This window comes from Bradyrhizobium betae (assembly GCF_004123905.1).
In the GTDB taxonomy this organism is placed as follows: domain Bacteria; phylum Pseudomonadota; class Alphaproteobacteria; order Rhizobiales; family Xanthobacteraceae; genus Bradyrhizobium; species Bradyrhizobium betae_A.
The window spans coordinates 69,463-84,175 of the sequence record NZ_MZXW01000008.1; the positions used below are offsets into that span (position 1 = coordinate 69,463).

Annotated in this window: 16 protein-coding genes; 11 read left to right on the top strand and 5 right to left on the bottom strand. The window is 63.7% G+C overall.

The features are described from left to right. The first annotated feature begins 243 nt into the window (after positions 1-243). The 4 genes from B5V03_RS04985 (at position 244) to B5V03_RS05000 (ending at position 5,075) form a co-directional block, all read left to right on the top strand. Positions 244-1,080, top strand: coding sequence for a Bug family tripartite tricarboxylate transporter substrate binding protein (locus B5V03_RS04985; RefSeq protein ID WP_245502159.1), 837 nt, complete (start codon positions 244-246; stop codon positions 1,078-1,080). Positions 1,081-1,105: 25 nt separating this feature from the next. Beyond that, the gene (locus B5V03_RS04990; protein WP_129268164.1) at positions 1,106-2,122 is read left to right on the top strand and encodes a methyltransferase; all 1,017 of its coding nucleotides are present in this window, start codon (positions 1,106-1,108) and stop codon (positions 2,120-2,122) included. A 231-nt stretch (positions 2,123-2,353) separates the two neighbouring features. Then, complete coding sequence (locus B5V03_RS04995) at positions 2,354-3,703, top strand: malonyl-CoA decarboxylase (RefSeq protein WP_129268165.1); 1,350 nt, start codon at positions 2,354-2,356, stop codon at positions 3,701-3,703. 181 nt (positions 3,704-3,884) lie between these two features. Then, on the top strand, positions 3,885-5,075 hold the full coding sequence (locus B5V03_RS05000) for a DUF418 domain-containing protein (RefSeq protein WP_129268166.1): 1,191 nt from the start codon (positions 3,885-3,887) through the stop codon (positions 5,073-5,075). A gap of 134 nt (positions 5,076-5,209) precedes the next feature. Here the strand turns inward: B5V03_RS05000 and tarD are convergent, their stop codons facing one another. The 5 genes from tarD to B5V03_RS05025 form a co-directional block, all read right to left on the bottom strand. Further along, positions 5,210-6,379 carry a D(-)-tartrate dehydratase gene (gene tarD / locus B5V03_RS05005; protein ID WP_129268167.1) on the bottom strand — a complete coding sequence of 390 codons (1,170 nt, stop codon included), beginning with the start codon at positions 6,377-6,379 and terminating at the stop codon, positions 5,210-5,212. Positions 6,380-6,518: 139 nt separating this feature from the next. Further along, on the bottom strand, positions 6,519-6,776 hold the full coding sequence (locus tag B5V03_RS05010) for a DUF3297 family protein (RefSeq protein ID WP_015684132.1): 258 nt from the start codon (positions 6,774-6,776) through the stop codon (positions 6,519-6,521). Beyond that, positions 6,773-7,249 (bottom strand): glutathione peroxidase, encoded by a 477-nt coding sequence (locus B5V03_RS05015; protein ID WP_129268168.1) that lies wholly within the window; start codon positions 7,247-7,249, stop codon positions 6,773-6,775. The genes B5V03_RS05010 and B5V03_RS05015 overlap by 4 nt, the downstream gene beginning before the upstream one ends. A 2-nt stretch (positions 7,250-7,251) precedes the next feature. After that, positions 7,252-8,652 (bottom strand): amidase family protein, encoded by a 1,401-nt coding sequence (locus B5V03_RS05020; RefSeq protein ID WP_129268169.1) that lies wholly within the window; start codon positions 8,650-8,652, stop codon positions 7,252-7,254. A 225-nt stretch (positions 8,653-8,877) separates the two neighbouring features. Beyond that, entirely contained in the window at positions 8,878-9,135 is a 258-nt protein-coding gene (locus tag B5V03_RS05025; protein WP_129268170.1) for a DUF6894 family protein, read from the bottom strand. Between the two features lie 272 nt (positions 9,136-9,407). Between B5V03_RS05025 and pqqA the strand changes: the two genes are divergently transcribed. From pqqA to B5V03_RS05060, 7 genes are all read left to right on the top strand, one after another. Then, the gene (gene pqqA / locus B5V03_RS05030; protein WP_245502163.1) at positions 9,408-9,464 is read left to right on the top strand and encodes a pyrroloquinoline quinone precursor peptide PqqA; all 57 of its coding nucleotides are present in this window, start codon (positions 9,408-9,410) and stop codon (positions 9,462-9,464) included. Between the two features lie 118 nt (positions 9,465-9,582). Next, positions 9,583-10,512 carry a pyrroloquinoline quinone biosynthesis protein PqqB gene (pqqB, locus tag B5V03_RS05035; protein ID WP_129268171.1) on the top strand — a complete coding sequence of 310 codons (930 nt, stop codon included), beginning with the start codon at positions 9,583-9,585 and terminating at the stop codon, positions 10,510-10,512. Continuing rightward, positions 10,509-11,288 carry a pyrroloquinoline-quinone synthase PqqC gene (pqqC, locus tag B5V03_RS05040; protein WP_129268172.1) on the top strand — a complete coding sequence of 260 codons (780 nt, stop codon included), beginning with the start codon at positions 10,509-10,511 and terminating at the stop codon, positions 11,286-11,288. Before pqqB ends, pqqC begins: the two co-directional genes overlap by 4 nt. Positions 11,289-11,298: 10 nt before the next feature. After that, positions 11,299-11,610, top strand: a complete 312-nt coding sequence (gene pqqD / locus B5V03_RS05045) for a pyrroloquinoline quinone biosynthesis peptide chaperone PqqD (protein WP_129268173.1) — start codon at positions 11,299-11,301, stop codon at positions 11,608-11,610. Continuing rightward, positions 11,607-12,800, top strand: a complete 1,194-nt coding sequence (gene pqqE, locus B5V03_RS05050; RefSeq protein WP_129268174.1) for a pyrroloquinoline quinone biosynthesis protein PqqE — start codon at positions 11,607-11,609, stop codon at positions 12,798-12,800. Before pqqD ends, pqqE begins: the two co-directional genes overlap by 4 nt. Further along, the gene (gene pip / locus B5V03_RS05055) at positions 12,790-13,776 is read left to right on the top strand and encodes a prolyl aminopeptidase (RefSeq protein WP_129268175.1); all 987 of its coding nucleotides are present in this window, start codon (positions 12,790-12,792) and stop codon (positions 13,774-13,776) included. The genes pqqE and pip overlap by 11 nt, the downstream gene beginning before the upstream one ends. A 25-nt stretch (positions 13,777-13,801) precedes the next feature. Further along, positions 13,802-14,479 (top strand): DUF4286 family protein, encoded by a 678-nt coding sequence (locus tag B5V03_RS05060; protein WP_129268176.1) that lies wholly within the window; start codon positions 13,802-13,804, stop codon positions 14,477-14,479. The last annotated feature ends 234 nt before the right edge of the window (positions 14,480-14,713 follow it).

A 14,713-nucleotide genomic window follows, 5' to 3' on the forward strand; every position in this document is an offset into this window, starting at 1 on the left:
AGGAAAATGTAAGCCGGCGACCAAGTCCGTTTATCCGGCACGTGGTACATTCAATAGCAGGACCCGCGCGGACACACCAAATGGATCCAGGAGACAGTGATGATCACGCGTCGTGACGTATTGGCCGCGTCGGCGGCCTGTGTGGCGAGCTCCGCTTCGTGCCTCGTGCCGCGCGCGCTCGCACAGCCGCTCGCAAAAACCGCGCACATTCTGACAGGTTTCTCACCCGGACTACAGGACGCCATGGCGCGGCTGGTGGTCGGGCAGATGAGCGACTATGCGGAAACCTTCGTGGTCGAGAATCGGCCAGGAGCAGGCGGTCGCATCGCGGCGGAGGCGGTGAAGAACGCCGATGCCGACGGATCGACCATGCTGTTCGCGCCGCTCGGCTTCATGATGTTCTTTCCGCACGTCTACAAGACGTTGAGGTACCAGCCGCGGGATTTCACGCCAGTGTCGACCGTGGCCTCGACCCCGACATTGCTGACGGTCGGCCCAACGGTACCGGCCGACGTCAAGACGCTGGCGGATTTCGTTGCCTGGTGCCGCGCCAATCCGAAGCTTGCCACTTTTGGCACGCCGGGCGCCGGAACCACCCTGCATTTTCTCGGTACGATGCTGGGCCGCATCGCGGGCTTCGATTTTCTTCACGTGCCTTATCAGGGCGGTGGCGCGATTCAGGATCTGGTCAAGGGCGTGATAGCAGCGACGGTCATGCCGATCGGCAGCGCGCTCGGACTTGTCCAATCTGGAGATATTCGCGCCCTGGCGACCACCGGGCCGCGCCGCAGCTCGTTCGTTCCGGCGGTACCGACGGTGCGGGAAGCCGGATACCCCTCGCTCGAGGATCTCACATGGTTTGCTTTTTTCGTTCCGGCGAAGACACCGGCGCCGATTGTTGATAAGCTAAATGCCGCGATCCATGCGGCCGTGCGCACCGACGAGGTCAGGGCCGGCATGGCAAAGCTGGCCGTCGAGCCCGATGTGATCGCGATGAACGACTTCGCACGGTTGATCGCATCCGAATCCGACCGGTGGAAGGCAATCGTGCAAGAAACGGGGTTTGTCCCGACCGATTGAGCGCAGCATTGGCAGGAGGCAACACATGAGCGGGCCGGCATCCGTGCTTGATCTCGTGCAATCACATCGCATCACCGCGGTGATCTATGCCGCCGCGAAGCTCAATCTCGCCGAGGCCATCCGCGATGAGTCGAAGTCGGTGTCCGAGCTTGCCAGTGCGGTATCTGCCGACGAAAACGCACTGCGCAGACTGCTCATCGGTCTGACGACAATTGGCCTCTGCAGGCGCGCCGAAGGGGATCGGTTTGCCATGACCGATCTCGGCCTGCAGCTCGGCGAGACCGCCGACCCATCGTTCAAGGACTGGATTCTCTTTGAGGGCGAGATGCTCACACAATCCTGGAGCGGACTGGTCGATTCGGTTCGCACCGGCAAGACTGCGACCCAATTGCGCGGAGAAGGCGATGACCGTTATGCCGCCTCAGGCAATGCGCCGGAAGCAAACCGCCGGTTCAACGCTGCGATGGTCAGCCTGACGCGATCCATCGTGCCCAAGATCGTTGCGGCGCACGACTTCGCAGCCGCGCGCCTCGTCATGGACCTCGGTGGCGGCAACGGCGAATTGATCGGCAGCGTACTTCAACACAACCCTCATCTGGAAGGCGTCGTCCTTGATCTCGCGCGTTGCGAGGCAAGCGCGCGCGCGCATTTCGAACGGCTCGGTATCGCCGATCGCTGTCGGTTCGTCGCCGGCAGCTTCTTTGAAGAAGTCCCGAGCGGTGCCGACACAATCGTGATGAAGAGCATTCTCCATAACTGGAATGACGACCGTTGCCGGATCATCCTGCGCAATTGCCGGAACGCGCTGCCGTCCGGTGGGACGCTGATCGTGATCGAGCGGATCATGCCGGAGCGCGCCACGACGGACCCCCGGGATCGCTCCTGCGTCATGAGCGATCTCAACATGCTGCGGGGACCCGGCGGCTGCGAGCGGACGGAGGCCGAGTATCGCAAGCTGGCGGGCTCGGCCGGCTTCGCTTTCGTCCGGACAACCGACATCGGTTCGTTCAGCCTGGTCCAGCTCAGGAAATCCGGTGATTGACGAGGCTTTCTCCTGGCGTCGGAGACCGGATCATGGAGGGACCAATTGCATTCGCGGAGCGGCGCGACAGGCCGCGAGATACCGATGCCCGCCCTCGCGGGGCATGACCGCATTCCCGGAATGCACCGCCCAACGAAAGTTGCCGCATTCCTCCGCTTGATTGTGATCGGCATCCGCCTAAATCCCGTGTAAGCTTCCGCAACGCACAAACCCGGACCTGAAAAAGCCCAGATGGCCAACGCCTTCTTCTCCGACCTGCTCGCCACCATCTCCGAGCGCGGCCGCACGCTGCTGCGCCGCGACTCTGCCGACACCAAACAGGACGCCGACGGGCTGATCGAGCTCTGCGGCGCGCTGCTGTCAGGCCGGGGCGAAGCGTCCGGCACCGCCTTGGCGCGTGAGGTGCTCGACATCTACCAGGAGTTGGATGCGGCAGGACGCCGCGCTTTCTTCGAAGGATTGGTGCGCGATTTCGGGCCGGACCGGGAACGCCTGTCCAAGGCGATCGAAAAATGGCGCGCCAAGCCCAGTGATGAAGACGCAAGCGCGCTGCATTTCGCATCCGAGCCGCGGCGGCAGGAGCTGATCCGCCGCCTCAACCGCGCGCCGGGCGGCACCGGCGATCTCGTCGCCATGCGTGCCGATTTGCTCGGCATGATGAAGGGGCACACCGATTTCGCCGCGCTCGATCGCGACGTCTCCCATCTTCTCTCGTCGTGGTTCAACAGGGGGTTTCTCGTGCTGCGCCGGATTGACTGGTCGACCCCGGCCAACATCCTCGAAAAGATCATCCGCTACGAAGCCGTGCACGAGATCTCCGACTGGGACGATCTGCGCCGCCGCATCGATCCGGCCGATCGCCGCTGCTACGCGTTCTTCCATCCCGCGATGGTCGACGAGCCCTTGATTTTCGTCGAGGTCGCACTGACGGAGACCATTCCCGGTGCGATCGCGCCGCTGCTCGCGGTCGACCGCCAGCACCTGCCGATCGAGCGCGCGCGCACCGCCGTGTTCTATTCGATCTCCAACACCCAGCGCGGCTTAGGCGGCATCTCCTTCGGCAGCTTCCTCATCAAGCAGGTGGTCGAGGAGCTGCGCCGCGAGACCCCGAAGCTGGATACGTTCGTGACGCTGTCGCCGGTGCCGGGCTTCATGCAATGGATCAAGCAGGACAAGGAGCTGCCGCTGTCGGACGAGGACCGCGAGGTGCTGAAGCGCCTCGACGATCCCAAATGGTTCGAGAACCCCGAGACGACCACGCTGATGCGCGGCGTGATCGAGCCGCTCGCGGCGCATTACTTCCTCAAGGCCCGCACGCCGAAGGGCAAGCTGATCGATTCCGTCGCCCGCTTCCATCTCGGCAACGGCGCACGGCTCGAGCGCATCAACTGGCTCGGCGACCTCTCGCCCAAGGGCGTCCGCGAATCCGCCGGCGTGATGGTCAACTACCTCTACCGCCTCGACGACATCGAGAAGAACCACGAAGCCTACGCCAATGACGGCGAGGTCGTGGCCTCGAGCGCGGTGAAGAAGTTGCTGAAGGGCGAAGGGCGGCGGCTGCTGGATATGCGGTTGTCGTAGGCGTCCCGCTCCCACCGCCGTCATTGCGAGGAGCCCTTGCGACGAAGCAATCCAGATTGCCTCCGCGGAAAGACTCTGGATTGCTTCGCGGAGCCTGTCATCGGGCCGCGCTTCGCGCGGACCCGGTGGCTCGCAATGACAGAGATTGTGGCGAGCGCCTTGGCCCATCTGGAATTCTCCCATGACTTCCGATCGCGCCGCATTTCCCCGGCCAACAAATCCCTCGGAGCGCATTGACGCCATCGACGTGCTGCGGGGCATCGCCCTGCTCGGCGTCATGGCAATCAACCTTGTCATGGAATTTCGCCTTTCGATCTTCGAGCAGTTCCTTGGTCCCAAGACGCACGCATCGCCGCTCGATGACGCAATCGAAATGATCCTGACGCAGGCCGTGGAACTCAAGGCGTTTGCGCTGTTTTCGCTGCTGTTCGGCGCAGGCCTTGCCATTCAATTCGATCGCCTCGCGAACAGCGAGCGCCGCACCTCGCTGCTGCTGCGCCGGCTCGCTGTGCTGCTGGTGTTCGGCGTCATTCATTTGTGCCTGATCTGGAACGGCGATATCCTCACCGAATACGCGCTCGCGGGATTTATCGTGCTGCCGCTCCTGTTTGCTCCGCGCTGGCTGCTGGCGCTGGCCGCGCTTGCGTTTCTGGCGCTGTATCTGGCCATGCAGGCCCTTCCCCCGGCTGGATTGTATCCCAGCAGGGCCGCGATCTGGCGGGATGTCATGGATGCAAATCGCATCTATGCGACGGGCGGCTTCCTCGATGTGCTGGCGTTCCGTCTCCGCGAGATTCCCCTCATCGCGTCCCTGCACGCGTTCGTCTTTTCACGCACGATCGGGCTGTTTCTAGTCGGAGCGCTCGCCTGGCGCAGCGGCATTCTGCAAAATATTCGCGGCCTGTTCGTCATCGCGCTCCCCAGTATCGGTCTCGGCGCGGCCTTGCTCCATGTCGGCATCGAGCCACTCGGCACCATCCTGCTGGCGCTGGGCTATGGGGCCGCCATCCTCGGCATCGCCAGCTTTGAGCGCGGCAAGAGACTGCTTGGCTGGGCGGCGCCGTTGGGCCAGATGGCATTCACCAACTACGTCGCACAATCCGTCATCTTCGGCTGGATCTTTTACGGTTACGGCCTCGGCCTGTTCGGGCGGCTGGGCATAGCCCAGGCCCTCGCCATCGGCATCGCCGTCTACGCCGGCCAGGTGCTGTTCAGCGCGTGGTGGCTCCGGTACTATCGATACGGCCCGATCGAATGGCTGTGGCGCACGCTGATGTATGGCGCATGGCAGCCGATGTTGCCGTCACGGGTGGCGGCCGTGCGAACTCAACTGTCGTCCCGGACAAGCGAAGCGCAGATCCGGGACCCATAGCCACGGGGCCGGGTTTGGTGATGACTCGGAGTTACCAGCGCGCGCCACGACTCCTCCCTGGGGTTATGGGTCCCCGCGTTCGCGGGGACGACAGCGGAGTGTGTGGCGCGGCCGTCGTGCCTCAACAGCCACCGCTACTCCGCCAGCGCCTTCATCTCCTTGTAGAGATCGGACTTGCCTTCGAAGCCGATGCCCGGGAGGTCGGGCATGGTGATGTGGCCGTTCTCGACGCGGACGCCGTCGGGGAAACCGCCGTAGGGCTGGAAAAGATCCGGGTAGCTTTCGTTGCCGCCTAAGCCGAGGCCGGCTGCGATGTTGAGCGACATCTGGTGGCCGCCGTGCGGGATACAGCGGCTGGGCGACCAGCCGTGGGTTTTCAGCACGTCCAGCGTGCGCTGGTATTCGCACAGGCCATAGGACAGCGCGCAGTCGAATTGCAGCCAGTCGCGATCCGGGCGCATGCCGCCGTAGCGGATAAGGTTGCGGGCGTCCTGGTGACTGAAGAGATTCTCGCCGGTTGCCATCGGGCCCGGATAGAATTCGGCGAGTGCGGCCTGCAGCGCGTAGTCGAGGGGATCTCCGACTTCCTCGTACCAGAACAAGGGATAATCGCGCAGCATCTTGGCGTAGGCGATGCCGGTCTCCAGGTTGAAGCGGCCGTTCGCATCGACAGCGAGCTGCGCGTCCTTGCCGATCTCCTTCAGCACCGCCTCGATGCGGGTGCGATCGTCCTCGATCGAGGCGCCGCCGATCTTCATCTTGACGACGTTGTAGCCGCGATCGAGATAGCCGCGCATCTCAGCCCGCAGCATCGAGAGATCCTTGCCGGGATAATAGTAGCCGCCTGCGGCGTAGACGAACACGCGCGGATTGGCGGTCACGCCGTGGCGTTCGGCGAGCAGACGAAACAGCGGTTGGCCCGCGATCTTCGCCACCGCATCCCACACCGCCATGTCGATGGTGCCGACCGCGACCGAGCGTTCGCCATGGCCGCCAGGCTTCTCGTTGGTCATCATCGCGGCCCAGACCTTGTCGGGGTCGAGATTATCGCCTGATACGTTGAGCAGCGACTTCGGATCGGCTTCGAGAATGCGCGAGGCGAAACGCTCGCGGATCAGGCCGCCCTGGCCGTAGCGGCCGTTGGAGTTGAAGCCGTAGCCGACGACGCGTTTGCCGTCGCGGACGACGTCAGTGACCACGGCGACGAGGCTCGTCGTCATCTTGGTGAAGTCGATATAGGCGTTGCGGATCGGCGATGAGATCGGTTTGGTGATCTCGCGGACGTCGACGATGCGGACGGACATGGGGGTTGGCCTTCGGTAACGGTGAGAGACGTCGTCATTGCGAGCGGAGCGAAGCAATCCAGACTGTCACTGCGGAAATAGTCTGGATTGCTTCGTCCCAAGAGCTCCTCGCAATGACGAGGAGGGAGGCGCGTCCAGCTTACTTCTTATCCCTGAAATACGGCTCCACCGGGCCGTGCACCTTGATGGTCAGCGGGTTGCCGTGGCGGTCCTTGGCGTTGCCGGCGGTGACGCGGACCCAGCCTTCGCTGATGCAGTACTCCTCGACATTGGTCTTCTCGACGCCCTTGAATCGAATGCCGACGTCGCGCGAAAGAATATCCGCGTTGTAATAGGGGCTGTTCGGATCGACCGACAGGCGGTCCGGAAATTCGTCGCTCATGATTGTCTCGCTCATAACAGGGTCTCGATTTGATTCCGCAGTCCTTCGGGCCGCGCGGTCGGCGCGTAGCGCGCGATCACTCGGCCTGCACGGTCCACCAGGAATTTGGTGAAATTCCATTTGATGGAGGCCCCCAACAGGCCGGATTGCTGGCGTTTCAGGTACTCATACAAGGGATGCGCATGGGCACCGTTGACGTCGATCTTCTCGAACAACGGGAAGGTGACGTCGTAATTGGTGGAGCAGAACGCCTGGATCTCACTCGCCTGTCCCGGCTCCTGCGCGCCGAACTGGTTGCAGGGAAAGCCGAGCACCGAGAAGCCGCGCGGCGAGAGATCGCGGTGCAGATCCTCCAGACCGCGATATTGCGGCGTGAAGCCGCATTTGCTCGCGGTGTTGACGATCAGCAGCACCTGCCCCTCGAAGCGGCGCATCGGCACCTCGTCGCCGAGAAGCGAATTGGCCTTGAAGTCGTAGATAACAGACATCGCTAACCCACGGGGTCGATCGGCGACGGCGGCACGCCGCCCGCCTCGATCGCTTCGCCTGCGAGGAGACACAGGTCCTCGCGATAGCGGCCGGAGACGATGTGCACGCCGACGGGCGCCTTGCCGACGAGACCGGTGGAGACCACGAGGCCGGGCAATCCCATGAAGGGCGTTGCGATCTGCGGCATCTGCGCTTCCCAGACGCGGTCGAAGGAAGCGGCGTCCTTGCGGTCGAGATGATCGGGGAATGGCAGCTCGCCCGAGACCGGCGTCAGCACCACGGCATATTTTTCGAAGAACAGCATCCAGTCGCGGGTCAACGTGGCGCGGCGGGTCAACGCCTGTGCGTAGTTGGCCTGGTCCATCGGCGTGACTTTGGCGCGGTTGCCGCGGAGGCAGGCCAGTGCGCCGGGATCGCCCTCGCGCTCGGCCATGTCCAGCTGCGCCTCGTAGCCGTCGCCGAGCCAGAGCTTTCGCTGCCACTCGACGGCTTCGCGCATTGGCGGGGTGTTCTCGATCGTCTCGACGGTCCAGCCCGCGCGCTCGAGGCGCTTGCCGGCGTCGATCACCGCGGCCTTGACCTCCGGCGTGGTGGCGAGGCCATCCGGATTGAGGCAGAGCGCGGCGCGCTTGGGACGCGCGGGGCCTTCCAGCGGCGCCGGCACGAACCAGGGGTCGCGGACGTCGCGGGCCGACATGGCGGCAAGCGAAATCCTGAGGTCGTTGACCGTGCGGGCCAGCGGGCCCGACACCGCCATGATCTGCGGCCCGATCGGGCGCTCCGGCAGCGCCGGGTTGAAGGCCGGGATGCGGCCCAAAGTCGGGCGCAGGCCGTGCACGCCGCAGGCATAGGCGGGGTAGCGGATCGAGCCGGCGATGTCGGTGCCGTGGGCGATGTGACCGATGCCGGCCGCGACCGCTGAGCCGGCGCCGCCGGACGAGCCGCCCGGGGTCAGCGAGGCGTCGCGGGGGTTCTTGGTATCGCCATGGACGAGGTTGGTGGTGAACCAGCGGTAGGAGAAGGCCGGGCAATTGGTGCGCCCAAGGAGAATGGCGCCGGATTTGCGGAAATTGGCGACCACCGGATTGTCCTCGCGCGCGATCAGGTCGCGCTGAAGTTTTAAGCCGTTGGTGGTGGCAAAGCCTTCCTGGTCGACATTGGCCTTGATGGTGACGGGCACGCCGGCGAGCACACCTGTGTCCTCGCCCCGCGCGATGGCGGCATCGACGGCGTCAGCCTGCTTGAGCACGTCCTCGGGCCGGTGGTCGATCACGGCGTTGAGCTGGGGATTTACGGCCTCCAGGCGGGCGAGACCGGCCTTGGCGGCCTCTTTCGCGGACACTTTTTTGGCTTTGACGAGGGTAGCGAGGTCGGCTGCCGACAGGCGCCAGAGATCTTGCATGGCTTGCTCCGTATGACCGGCGTCTTTTAGCGCCGGGAACGCAGCAAAGCCATGCGGATTTCGCAGGGGTAACCTCCCCCGTCATTGCTCCCTCCGCCGCCAGCGAGGAGCTCTTGCGACGAAGCAATCCAGACTGCCTGCTCGGAGGCATTCTGGATTGCTTCGCTTCGCTCGCAATGACGACGGAGGGAGCAATGACGGCGGAGGGAGCGGGGGTGTGGGACCTCAATGCCGCGTCGCGGATTGGTCCGGGACGTCCAGCAGGGCCTCGGTGAAGGGGAATTCGAGCACGATCTCCCCGTCGTCGTCGGTCACCTCGATCACCGCCTCCATCAGGGCCGGCTGGGTGCCCTCGGACTTCAGGACTTCCAGGATCATCTGGCGGGCGACCTCCCAGGCACGGTCAGGGTTGCGCAAATCCTCGCCGTCAGGATCCACGATCAATTCGTCGCCGATACGGGTGTTGAAGAAATATTTGGGCATCGCCGAATTCCACTTGGGTCGCCTGTACCGGATTGAAAGCTGCACTGCACTCACAACTGCTTTATCAGGACAGGGTTCGCGACCGAATGCGCCGGGCGCAAGGCAGCGTCACCAGAAGTGATGTTCCCCATCATTTTTCGCGGCGCAACATGGACTTTCTCGGGAAAATTTCACTGGCGAACTTTTGCGCCCGCATTACTTTAACCGTTGGGCGGATACGTCCGAATTCGCGAATATGGAGAGCCAAAATGGCCTGGAAAACCCCGAAGATCATCGAAGTGCCCTGCGGCATGGAAATCAACATGTATGTGAGCGCCACCCGCAAGTAAGCGGTTGGCGCGTTTGCGTTCTGCGCAGGTGGGTATTTCGGTCACGAACCGTTTCCGGACGACGGAAACTGTGTCGGCCTGATATCCACCTGGCGACGTTGCTTCCAGGAGACGTATCATGCTTCGCGTCGTCGTCCTGGGCGCCGGGGCCGGCGGCGGAGTCCCGCAATGGAATTGCGGGTGTGAGGGCTGCCGGGCGGCACGTAGCGGCGGACATGAGCTTCAGAGAAGCCAGGCCTCGGTCGCCTTCAGTGGCGATGGCGAGCATTGGTTTCTGATCAACGCCTCCCCCGATCTGCGCCAGCAATTGAATGCCACGCCGCAGTTGCACCCCAAGCCGGGCGCGCTGCGCCATACGCCTGTTGCGGGCGTGATCCTGACCAACAGCGAGGTGGATGCGGTCGCGGGCCTGCTGTCGATGCGCGAAGGCTCGCCCTTCACGGTCTATGCGCATGAGAAGGTGCTGGCGATCCTGGCCAGCAACAGCATCTTCAATGTGCTGAACGAGAAGAACGTCAAGCGGCAGCCGATCGGGATCAGCGACCCGTTTGAGCCGCGATTGCCCGATGGCGCACGCTCAGGGCTGGAGGTGCGGCCCTTTGCGGTGCCGGGCAAATCGGCCTGGTATCTGGAAGGCAAGGCCCACCCCGGCGGCGAGACCGGCGATGGCGATACGCTGGGCCTCAAGATCACCGACAAGACCACCGGCAACTGCTTCTATTTCATTGCCGCCTGCGCCGAAGTGACCGATGCGCTCAAGGCCGAGATCGACGGCGCTGCGCTGGTGTTCTTCGACGGCACGGTGTGGCAGGACGACGAGATGATCAGGGCCGGGCTCGGCCACAAGACCGGCAAGAGCATGGGCCACGTCGCGATGTCCGGTCACGATGGCGCGATTGCCCGGCTGGCCGACCTCAGGATCGACAAGAAGATATTTCTGCATATCAATAACTCGAATCCGGCGCTGCTGCCTGACACACCCGAGCGCAAGGCAATCGAAGAAGCGGGCTGGCAGATACCCGCCGACGGAACGGAGATCGTGCTGTGAATGCCGCGTCACTGACTGGAATGACTGCGCTCTCTGTTGGCAAGGACATCAGGCTCACGAGCGCCGATGAGCTGGAGGCGACGCTGCGCCATATCGGCGCCACACGCTATCACAGCCTGCATCCGTTCCATAAGCTTTTGCACGGCGGCAAGCTGAACAAGGGCCAGGTGCAGGCCTGGGCGCTGAACCGCTACTATTACCAGAGCACGATCCCGATCAAGGACGCGGTGGTGATCTCGCGCTTCCGCGACCGCGCCACGCGGCTGGAATGGCGCCACCGCATCGAGGATCATGACGGCGATGTCGGCAGCGAAGGCGGCATCGAGCGCTGGCTGAAGCTGACCAGCGGCCTCGGCCTCGACCCGGCCTATGTGGAATCGACCGAAGGCATTTTGCCGGCGACGCGCTTTGCGGTGGAGGCCTATGTCCATTACTGCCGCGAGAAGTCGCCGCTGGAGGCGATCGCCTCCTCGCTCACCGAGCTGTTCGCGCCGAACCTGCACGAGGAACGCATCTCCGGCATGCTGGAGCACTACAACTTCGTCAATCCTGACATCATGAGCTACTTCAAGCGGCGGCTGGCGCAGGCGCCGCGCGATGCCGGCTTTGCGCTCGACTATGTCAAGGTGCATGCCACAACGCCGGAGCAGCGCGCGCTTGTGTGCAACGCGCTGATCTTCAAGACCAACGTGCTGTGGGTGCAACTCGACGCGCTCCAGCACGCCTATGTCGAGGGCAACATTCCGCCGGGCGCGTTTGTGCCCAAGGCGAGTTAAGGGATAAGCGATGGCCGGGCCGCGGAACATCAGCGTCAGCGAGGCAAGCCGCCCCGTGCTGCCGCGGCATGCCAAGCTCAAATATGACGAGACGCGAAAAGTCTGGGTGATCCTGGCGCCGGAACGGGTGCTGGCGCCTGATGAGATCGCGGTCGAGGTCTTGCAACTCTGCAACGGCCAGCGCAGTGTTGGTGACGTGTCCGACCAGCTCGCAGCGAAATACGCCGCCCCGCGCGAGGCGATCCTCGCCGACGTCATCGTCATGCTGCAGGATCTCGCCGACAAGGGCTTTCTCACCGAGATCAGGGAGAAGACGCCATGAGCGATGTGCTCCCGATCATCCCGCCCGATACCAGCGACAGCCTTGCGGTGCTGGAGAAAAGCCGCTCGACGGCGGAGACCTTTGGCATTCCGCTCGCGGTGCTGCTCGAGATCACGCATCGCTGTCCGCTGCAATGCCCCTATTGCTCCAACCCTGTCGAGCTCGATCGCTCGGGCAAGGAGCTGACCACGGATGAGTGGAAGAAGGTTTTGAGCGAGCTCGCCGAGATCGGCGTGCTCCAGGTGCATTTTTCCGGCGGCGAGCCGACGGCGCGGAAGGACCTGGTCGAGCTGGTCAAGCATGCCAGCGACGTCGGCCTCTACACCAATCTGATCACCTCGGCCGTGCTGCTGACGCGCGAGCGGCTGGGTGAGCTGGCCGATGCCGGGCTATGCCATGTGCAGATTAGTTTCCAGGGTGTTGAAGAGGGCCTCGCCGACCGCGTCGCCGGCTACAAGAACGGGCATCGCAAGAAGCTCGAAGTGGCAAAGTGGACGCGCGAGCTCGATCTGCCGCTCACCGTGAACGCGGTGATGCACCGGCAGAACCTGCACCAGCTCCCCGACATCATCCAGATGTCTGTTGATCTCGACGCCGACCGGCTCGAGGTCGCCAATGTCCAGTATTACGGCTGGGCGCTGAGGAACCGCGCCGCGCTGATGCCGACGGTGGCGCAGCTTGACGAGTGCACCCGCCTCGTCGAGGAGGCGCGTGATCGGCTCAAGGGTACGCTCGCGATCGACTACGTCGTGCCGGATTATTACGCGCTGCGGCCAAAGAAGTGCATGGGTGGCTGGGGCCGGCAGTTCTTCAACATCTCGCCGGCCGGCAAGGTGCTGCCCTGCCATGCCGCGGAGAGCATCACCGGGCTCGATTTCTTGTCCGTGCGCTCCAACCATTCGATCGCCTGGATCTGGCAAAACTCCGACGCCTTCAACCGCTATCGTGGCACCGGCTGGATGAAGGAGCCGTGCAAGTCTTGCGAATTCCGCGAGATCGATTTCGGCGGCTGCCGCTGCCAGGCTTTTGCGCTGACCGGCGACGCAGCCAACACCGACCCGGCCTGCGCGCTGTCGCCGCTGCACGAGACCATCTTCAAGCAGGCTGAGCGCGAGGCCGAGGGCGAGACCAACCGCTTCCTCTACCGCAATTTCGCCGGCGGCACCCTGGAATCCGAGAATGGTGCCTGACGCCGACGCGGCCGCATCGGCCAACCGCGCCGATTCCTTTGCACCGCTGACCTCCGAGATGCTGGATGTCGGCGACGGCCACGAGCTCTATGTCGAGAGTGTCGGCCGCGCCGATGGCATTCCCGCGATCTATCTGCATGGCGGGCCGGGCTCCGGCTGCCAGCCCGACCATCGCCGGCTCTTTGATCCCGATCGCTTCTGCGCCGTGCTGTTCGACCAGCGCGGCTGCGGCCGCAGCCGTCCGAAGGGATCGCGGGAAAACAACACGACCGCGCATCTGATCGCGGACATGGAGAAAATCCGCGAAAAGTTCGGCTTCGACCGCTGGATGGTGGTCGGCGGCTCCTGGGGCGCGACGCTGGCGTTGGCTTATGCGCAGGCCCATCCCGAGCGCGTCTCGGGCATTGCGCTCCGCGCGACCTTTCTGGGCACGCGGGCGGAAGTCGAGACGGCCTTCACCTCGCGCCTCTCGCAATTCTATCCCGCGCTCTACGAGGATTTTTTGAGCGTGCTGCCGCCGGAAGAACGTGCGCGACCGGTGGAAACTTACTATCGCCGCATCCTCGATGCCGATCCAGCCGTGCACGGTCCCGCCTCGCGCGCCTGGCACGACACCGAACGCGCCCTGTCGGAGCACAAGGCAGCCAAGACGCGGATCGACCTGACGTCGCTGAACGTCTGGCGCACGCTGCCGGCGACGCCGTTCATGGAGGCGCATTATTTCGTCAACAATTCCTTCATGAGCGAAGACCAGTTGCTGCGGAACGCGGGCCGGCTCGCCGGCATTCCCGGCATCATTGTGCAGGGCCGCTACGATCTGTTGTGCCCTCCTGAGACATCGGAGCGGCTCGCGAAACTTTGGCCGGGTTCCGAGGTCAGGATCGTGGAAGAGGCCGGGCATTCGCTCTATGATGCCGGCGTGCGGGACGCGGTCATGAAGTCGATCGCCGATCTCGCGTCGAAGGCCGCGCGCTGACGCACGAAAAAAGGACAACAAGAAAATGCCGCTCGCCGGGACAGGCATGCTGCTGACGTCGATGAACATCGACGCGGCAGATGAAGCCGATTTCAACCGCTGGTACGATCGCGAGCATCTGGAAGAGCGCGTCGCGATCGAGGGATTTCTGGAGGCGCGGCGCTATGTCGCGCACGCCGCCAATCCCAAATATCTCTCGCTGTATTCGACCGCGACGTTAGAGGTGCTCGACAGTCCCGCCTACCGGGCGCGGCTCGCCAACCAGACCGAATGGTCGCGGCGAAGCATGGCGCATTTCAAGAACATGCTGCGCGTGGTCGCACGCATCACCATCAGCAAGGGCACCGGCCGCGGCGCCGCGCTCGGCCTGGTACGGCTGCGGCCGACGCCCGACAATGCCGGCGCATGGCGTGATGCACTGCAAGAAAAACTGGCGCCGCAAGACCGCGAAGGCATCATCTCGATGCATCTGCTCGAGAGCGAGCCCGAATTGTCGGGTGCAACGGCAGATATTCCAGCCGAGCGCAATGAAGGTGCACGCGACTGGTTCGTGCTGATCGACGGCACGCAGGTCGGCGCGGTGTCGGCTGTGATCGCCGAACGCTTCACCGGCCCTGCTGCATCGCCGCTTCCGTTGCCGGTCTCCGTCGGCACCTACAGCCTGATGTGGGACCTCGCGAAGAGCGACATCGCGAATAACTAAAGCGCCATCTGCATCGCAACATATTGCACCGCCGCATCACTGCGCGCGGCCATTAATGACGTGCGCGCGCAGCTCCCATGAAAGCGGGTGATCCCCCAAATTTGCCGTTGTACTTCGGAGCGGTTCTAATAAGCTAACCCAATGACGTCATTCAGAAACCAGATCGCCGCGCGTTAAGCGTTCGACAAGCTCAAAGAAAAGGCCGCCGGGTCTTTGAGCCTGCGCGGACAGGGT

Bases quoted from the DNA above. Each gene is read 5' to 3' on its own strand.
- pqqB (WP_129268171.1), top strand. From the start codon at position 9,583: ATGCTTCGCGTCGTCGTCCTGGGCGCCGGGGCCGGCGGCGGAGTCCCG.
- B5V03_RS05000 (WP_129268166.1), top strand. From the start codon at position 3,885: ATGACTTCCGATCGCGCCGCATTTCCCCGGCCAACAAATCCCTCGGAG.
- B5V03_RS05025 (WP_129268170.1), bottom strand. From the start codon at position 9,135: ATGCCCAAATATTTCTTCAACACCCGTATCGGCGACGAATTGATCGTG.
- pip (WP_129268175.1), top strand. From the start codon at position 12,790: ATGGTGCCTGACGCCGACGCGGCCGCATCGGCCAACCGCGCCGATTCC.
- pqqE (WP_129268174.1), top strand. From the start codon at position 11,607: ATGAGCGATGTGCTCCCGATCATCCCGCCCGATACCAGCGACAGCCTT.
- B5V03_RS05060 (WP_129268176.1), top strand. From the start codon at position 13,802: ATGCCGCTCGCCGGGACAGGCATGCTGCTGACGTCGATGAACATCGAC.
- B5V03_RS05015 (WP_129268168.1), bottom strand. From the start codon at position 7,249: ATGTCTGTTATCTACGACTTCAAGGCCAATTCGCTTCTCGGCGACGAG.
- B5V03_RS04995 (WP_129268165.1), top strand. From the start codon at position 2,354: ATGGCCAACGCCTTCTTCTCCGACCTGCTCGCCACCATCTCCGAGCGC.
- pqqD (WP_129268173.1), top strand. From the start codon at position 11,299: ATGGCCGGGCCGCGGAACATCAGCGTCAGCGAGGCAAGCCGCCCCGTG.
- B5V03_RS05020 (WP_129268169.1), bottom strand. From the start codon at position 8,652: ATGCAAGATCTCTGGCGCCTGTCGGCAGCCGACCTCGCTACCCTCGTC.
- tarD (WP_129268167.1), bottom strand. From the start codon at position 6,379: ATGTCCGTCCGCATCGTCGACGTCCGCGAGATCACCAAACCGATCTCA.
- B5V03_RS05010 (WP_015684132.1), bottom strand. From the start codon at position 6,776: ATGAGCGAGACAATCATGAGCGACGAATTTCCGGACCGCCTGTCGGTC.
- B5V03_RS04985 (WP_245502159.1), top strand. From the start codon at position 244: ATGGCGCGGCTGGTGGTCGGGCAGATGAGCGACTATGCGGAAACCTTC.
- B5V03_RS04990 (WP_129268164.1), top strand. From the start codon at position 1,106: ATGAGCGGGCCGGCATCCGTGCTTGATCTCGTGCAATCACATCGCATC.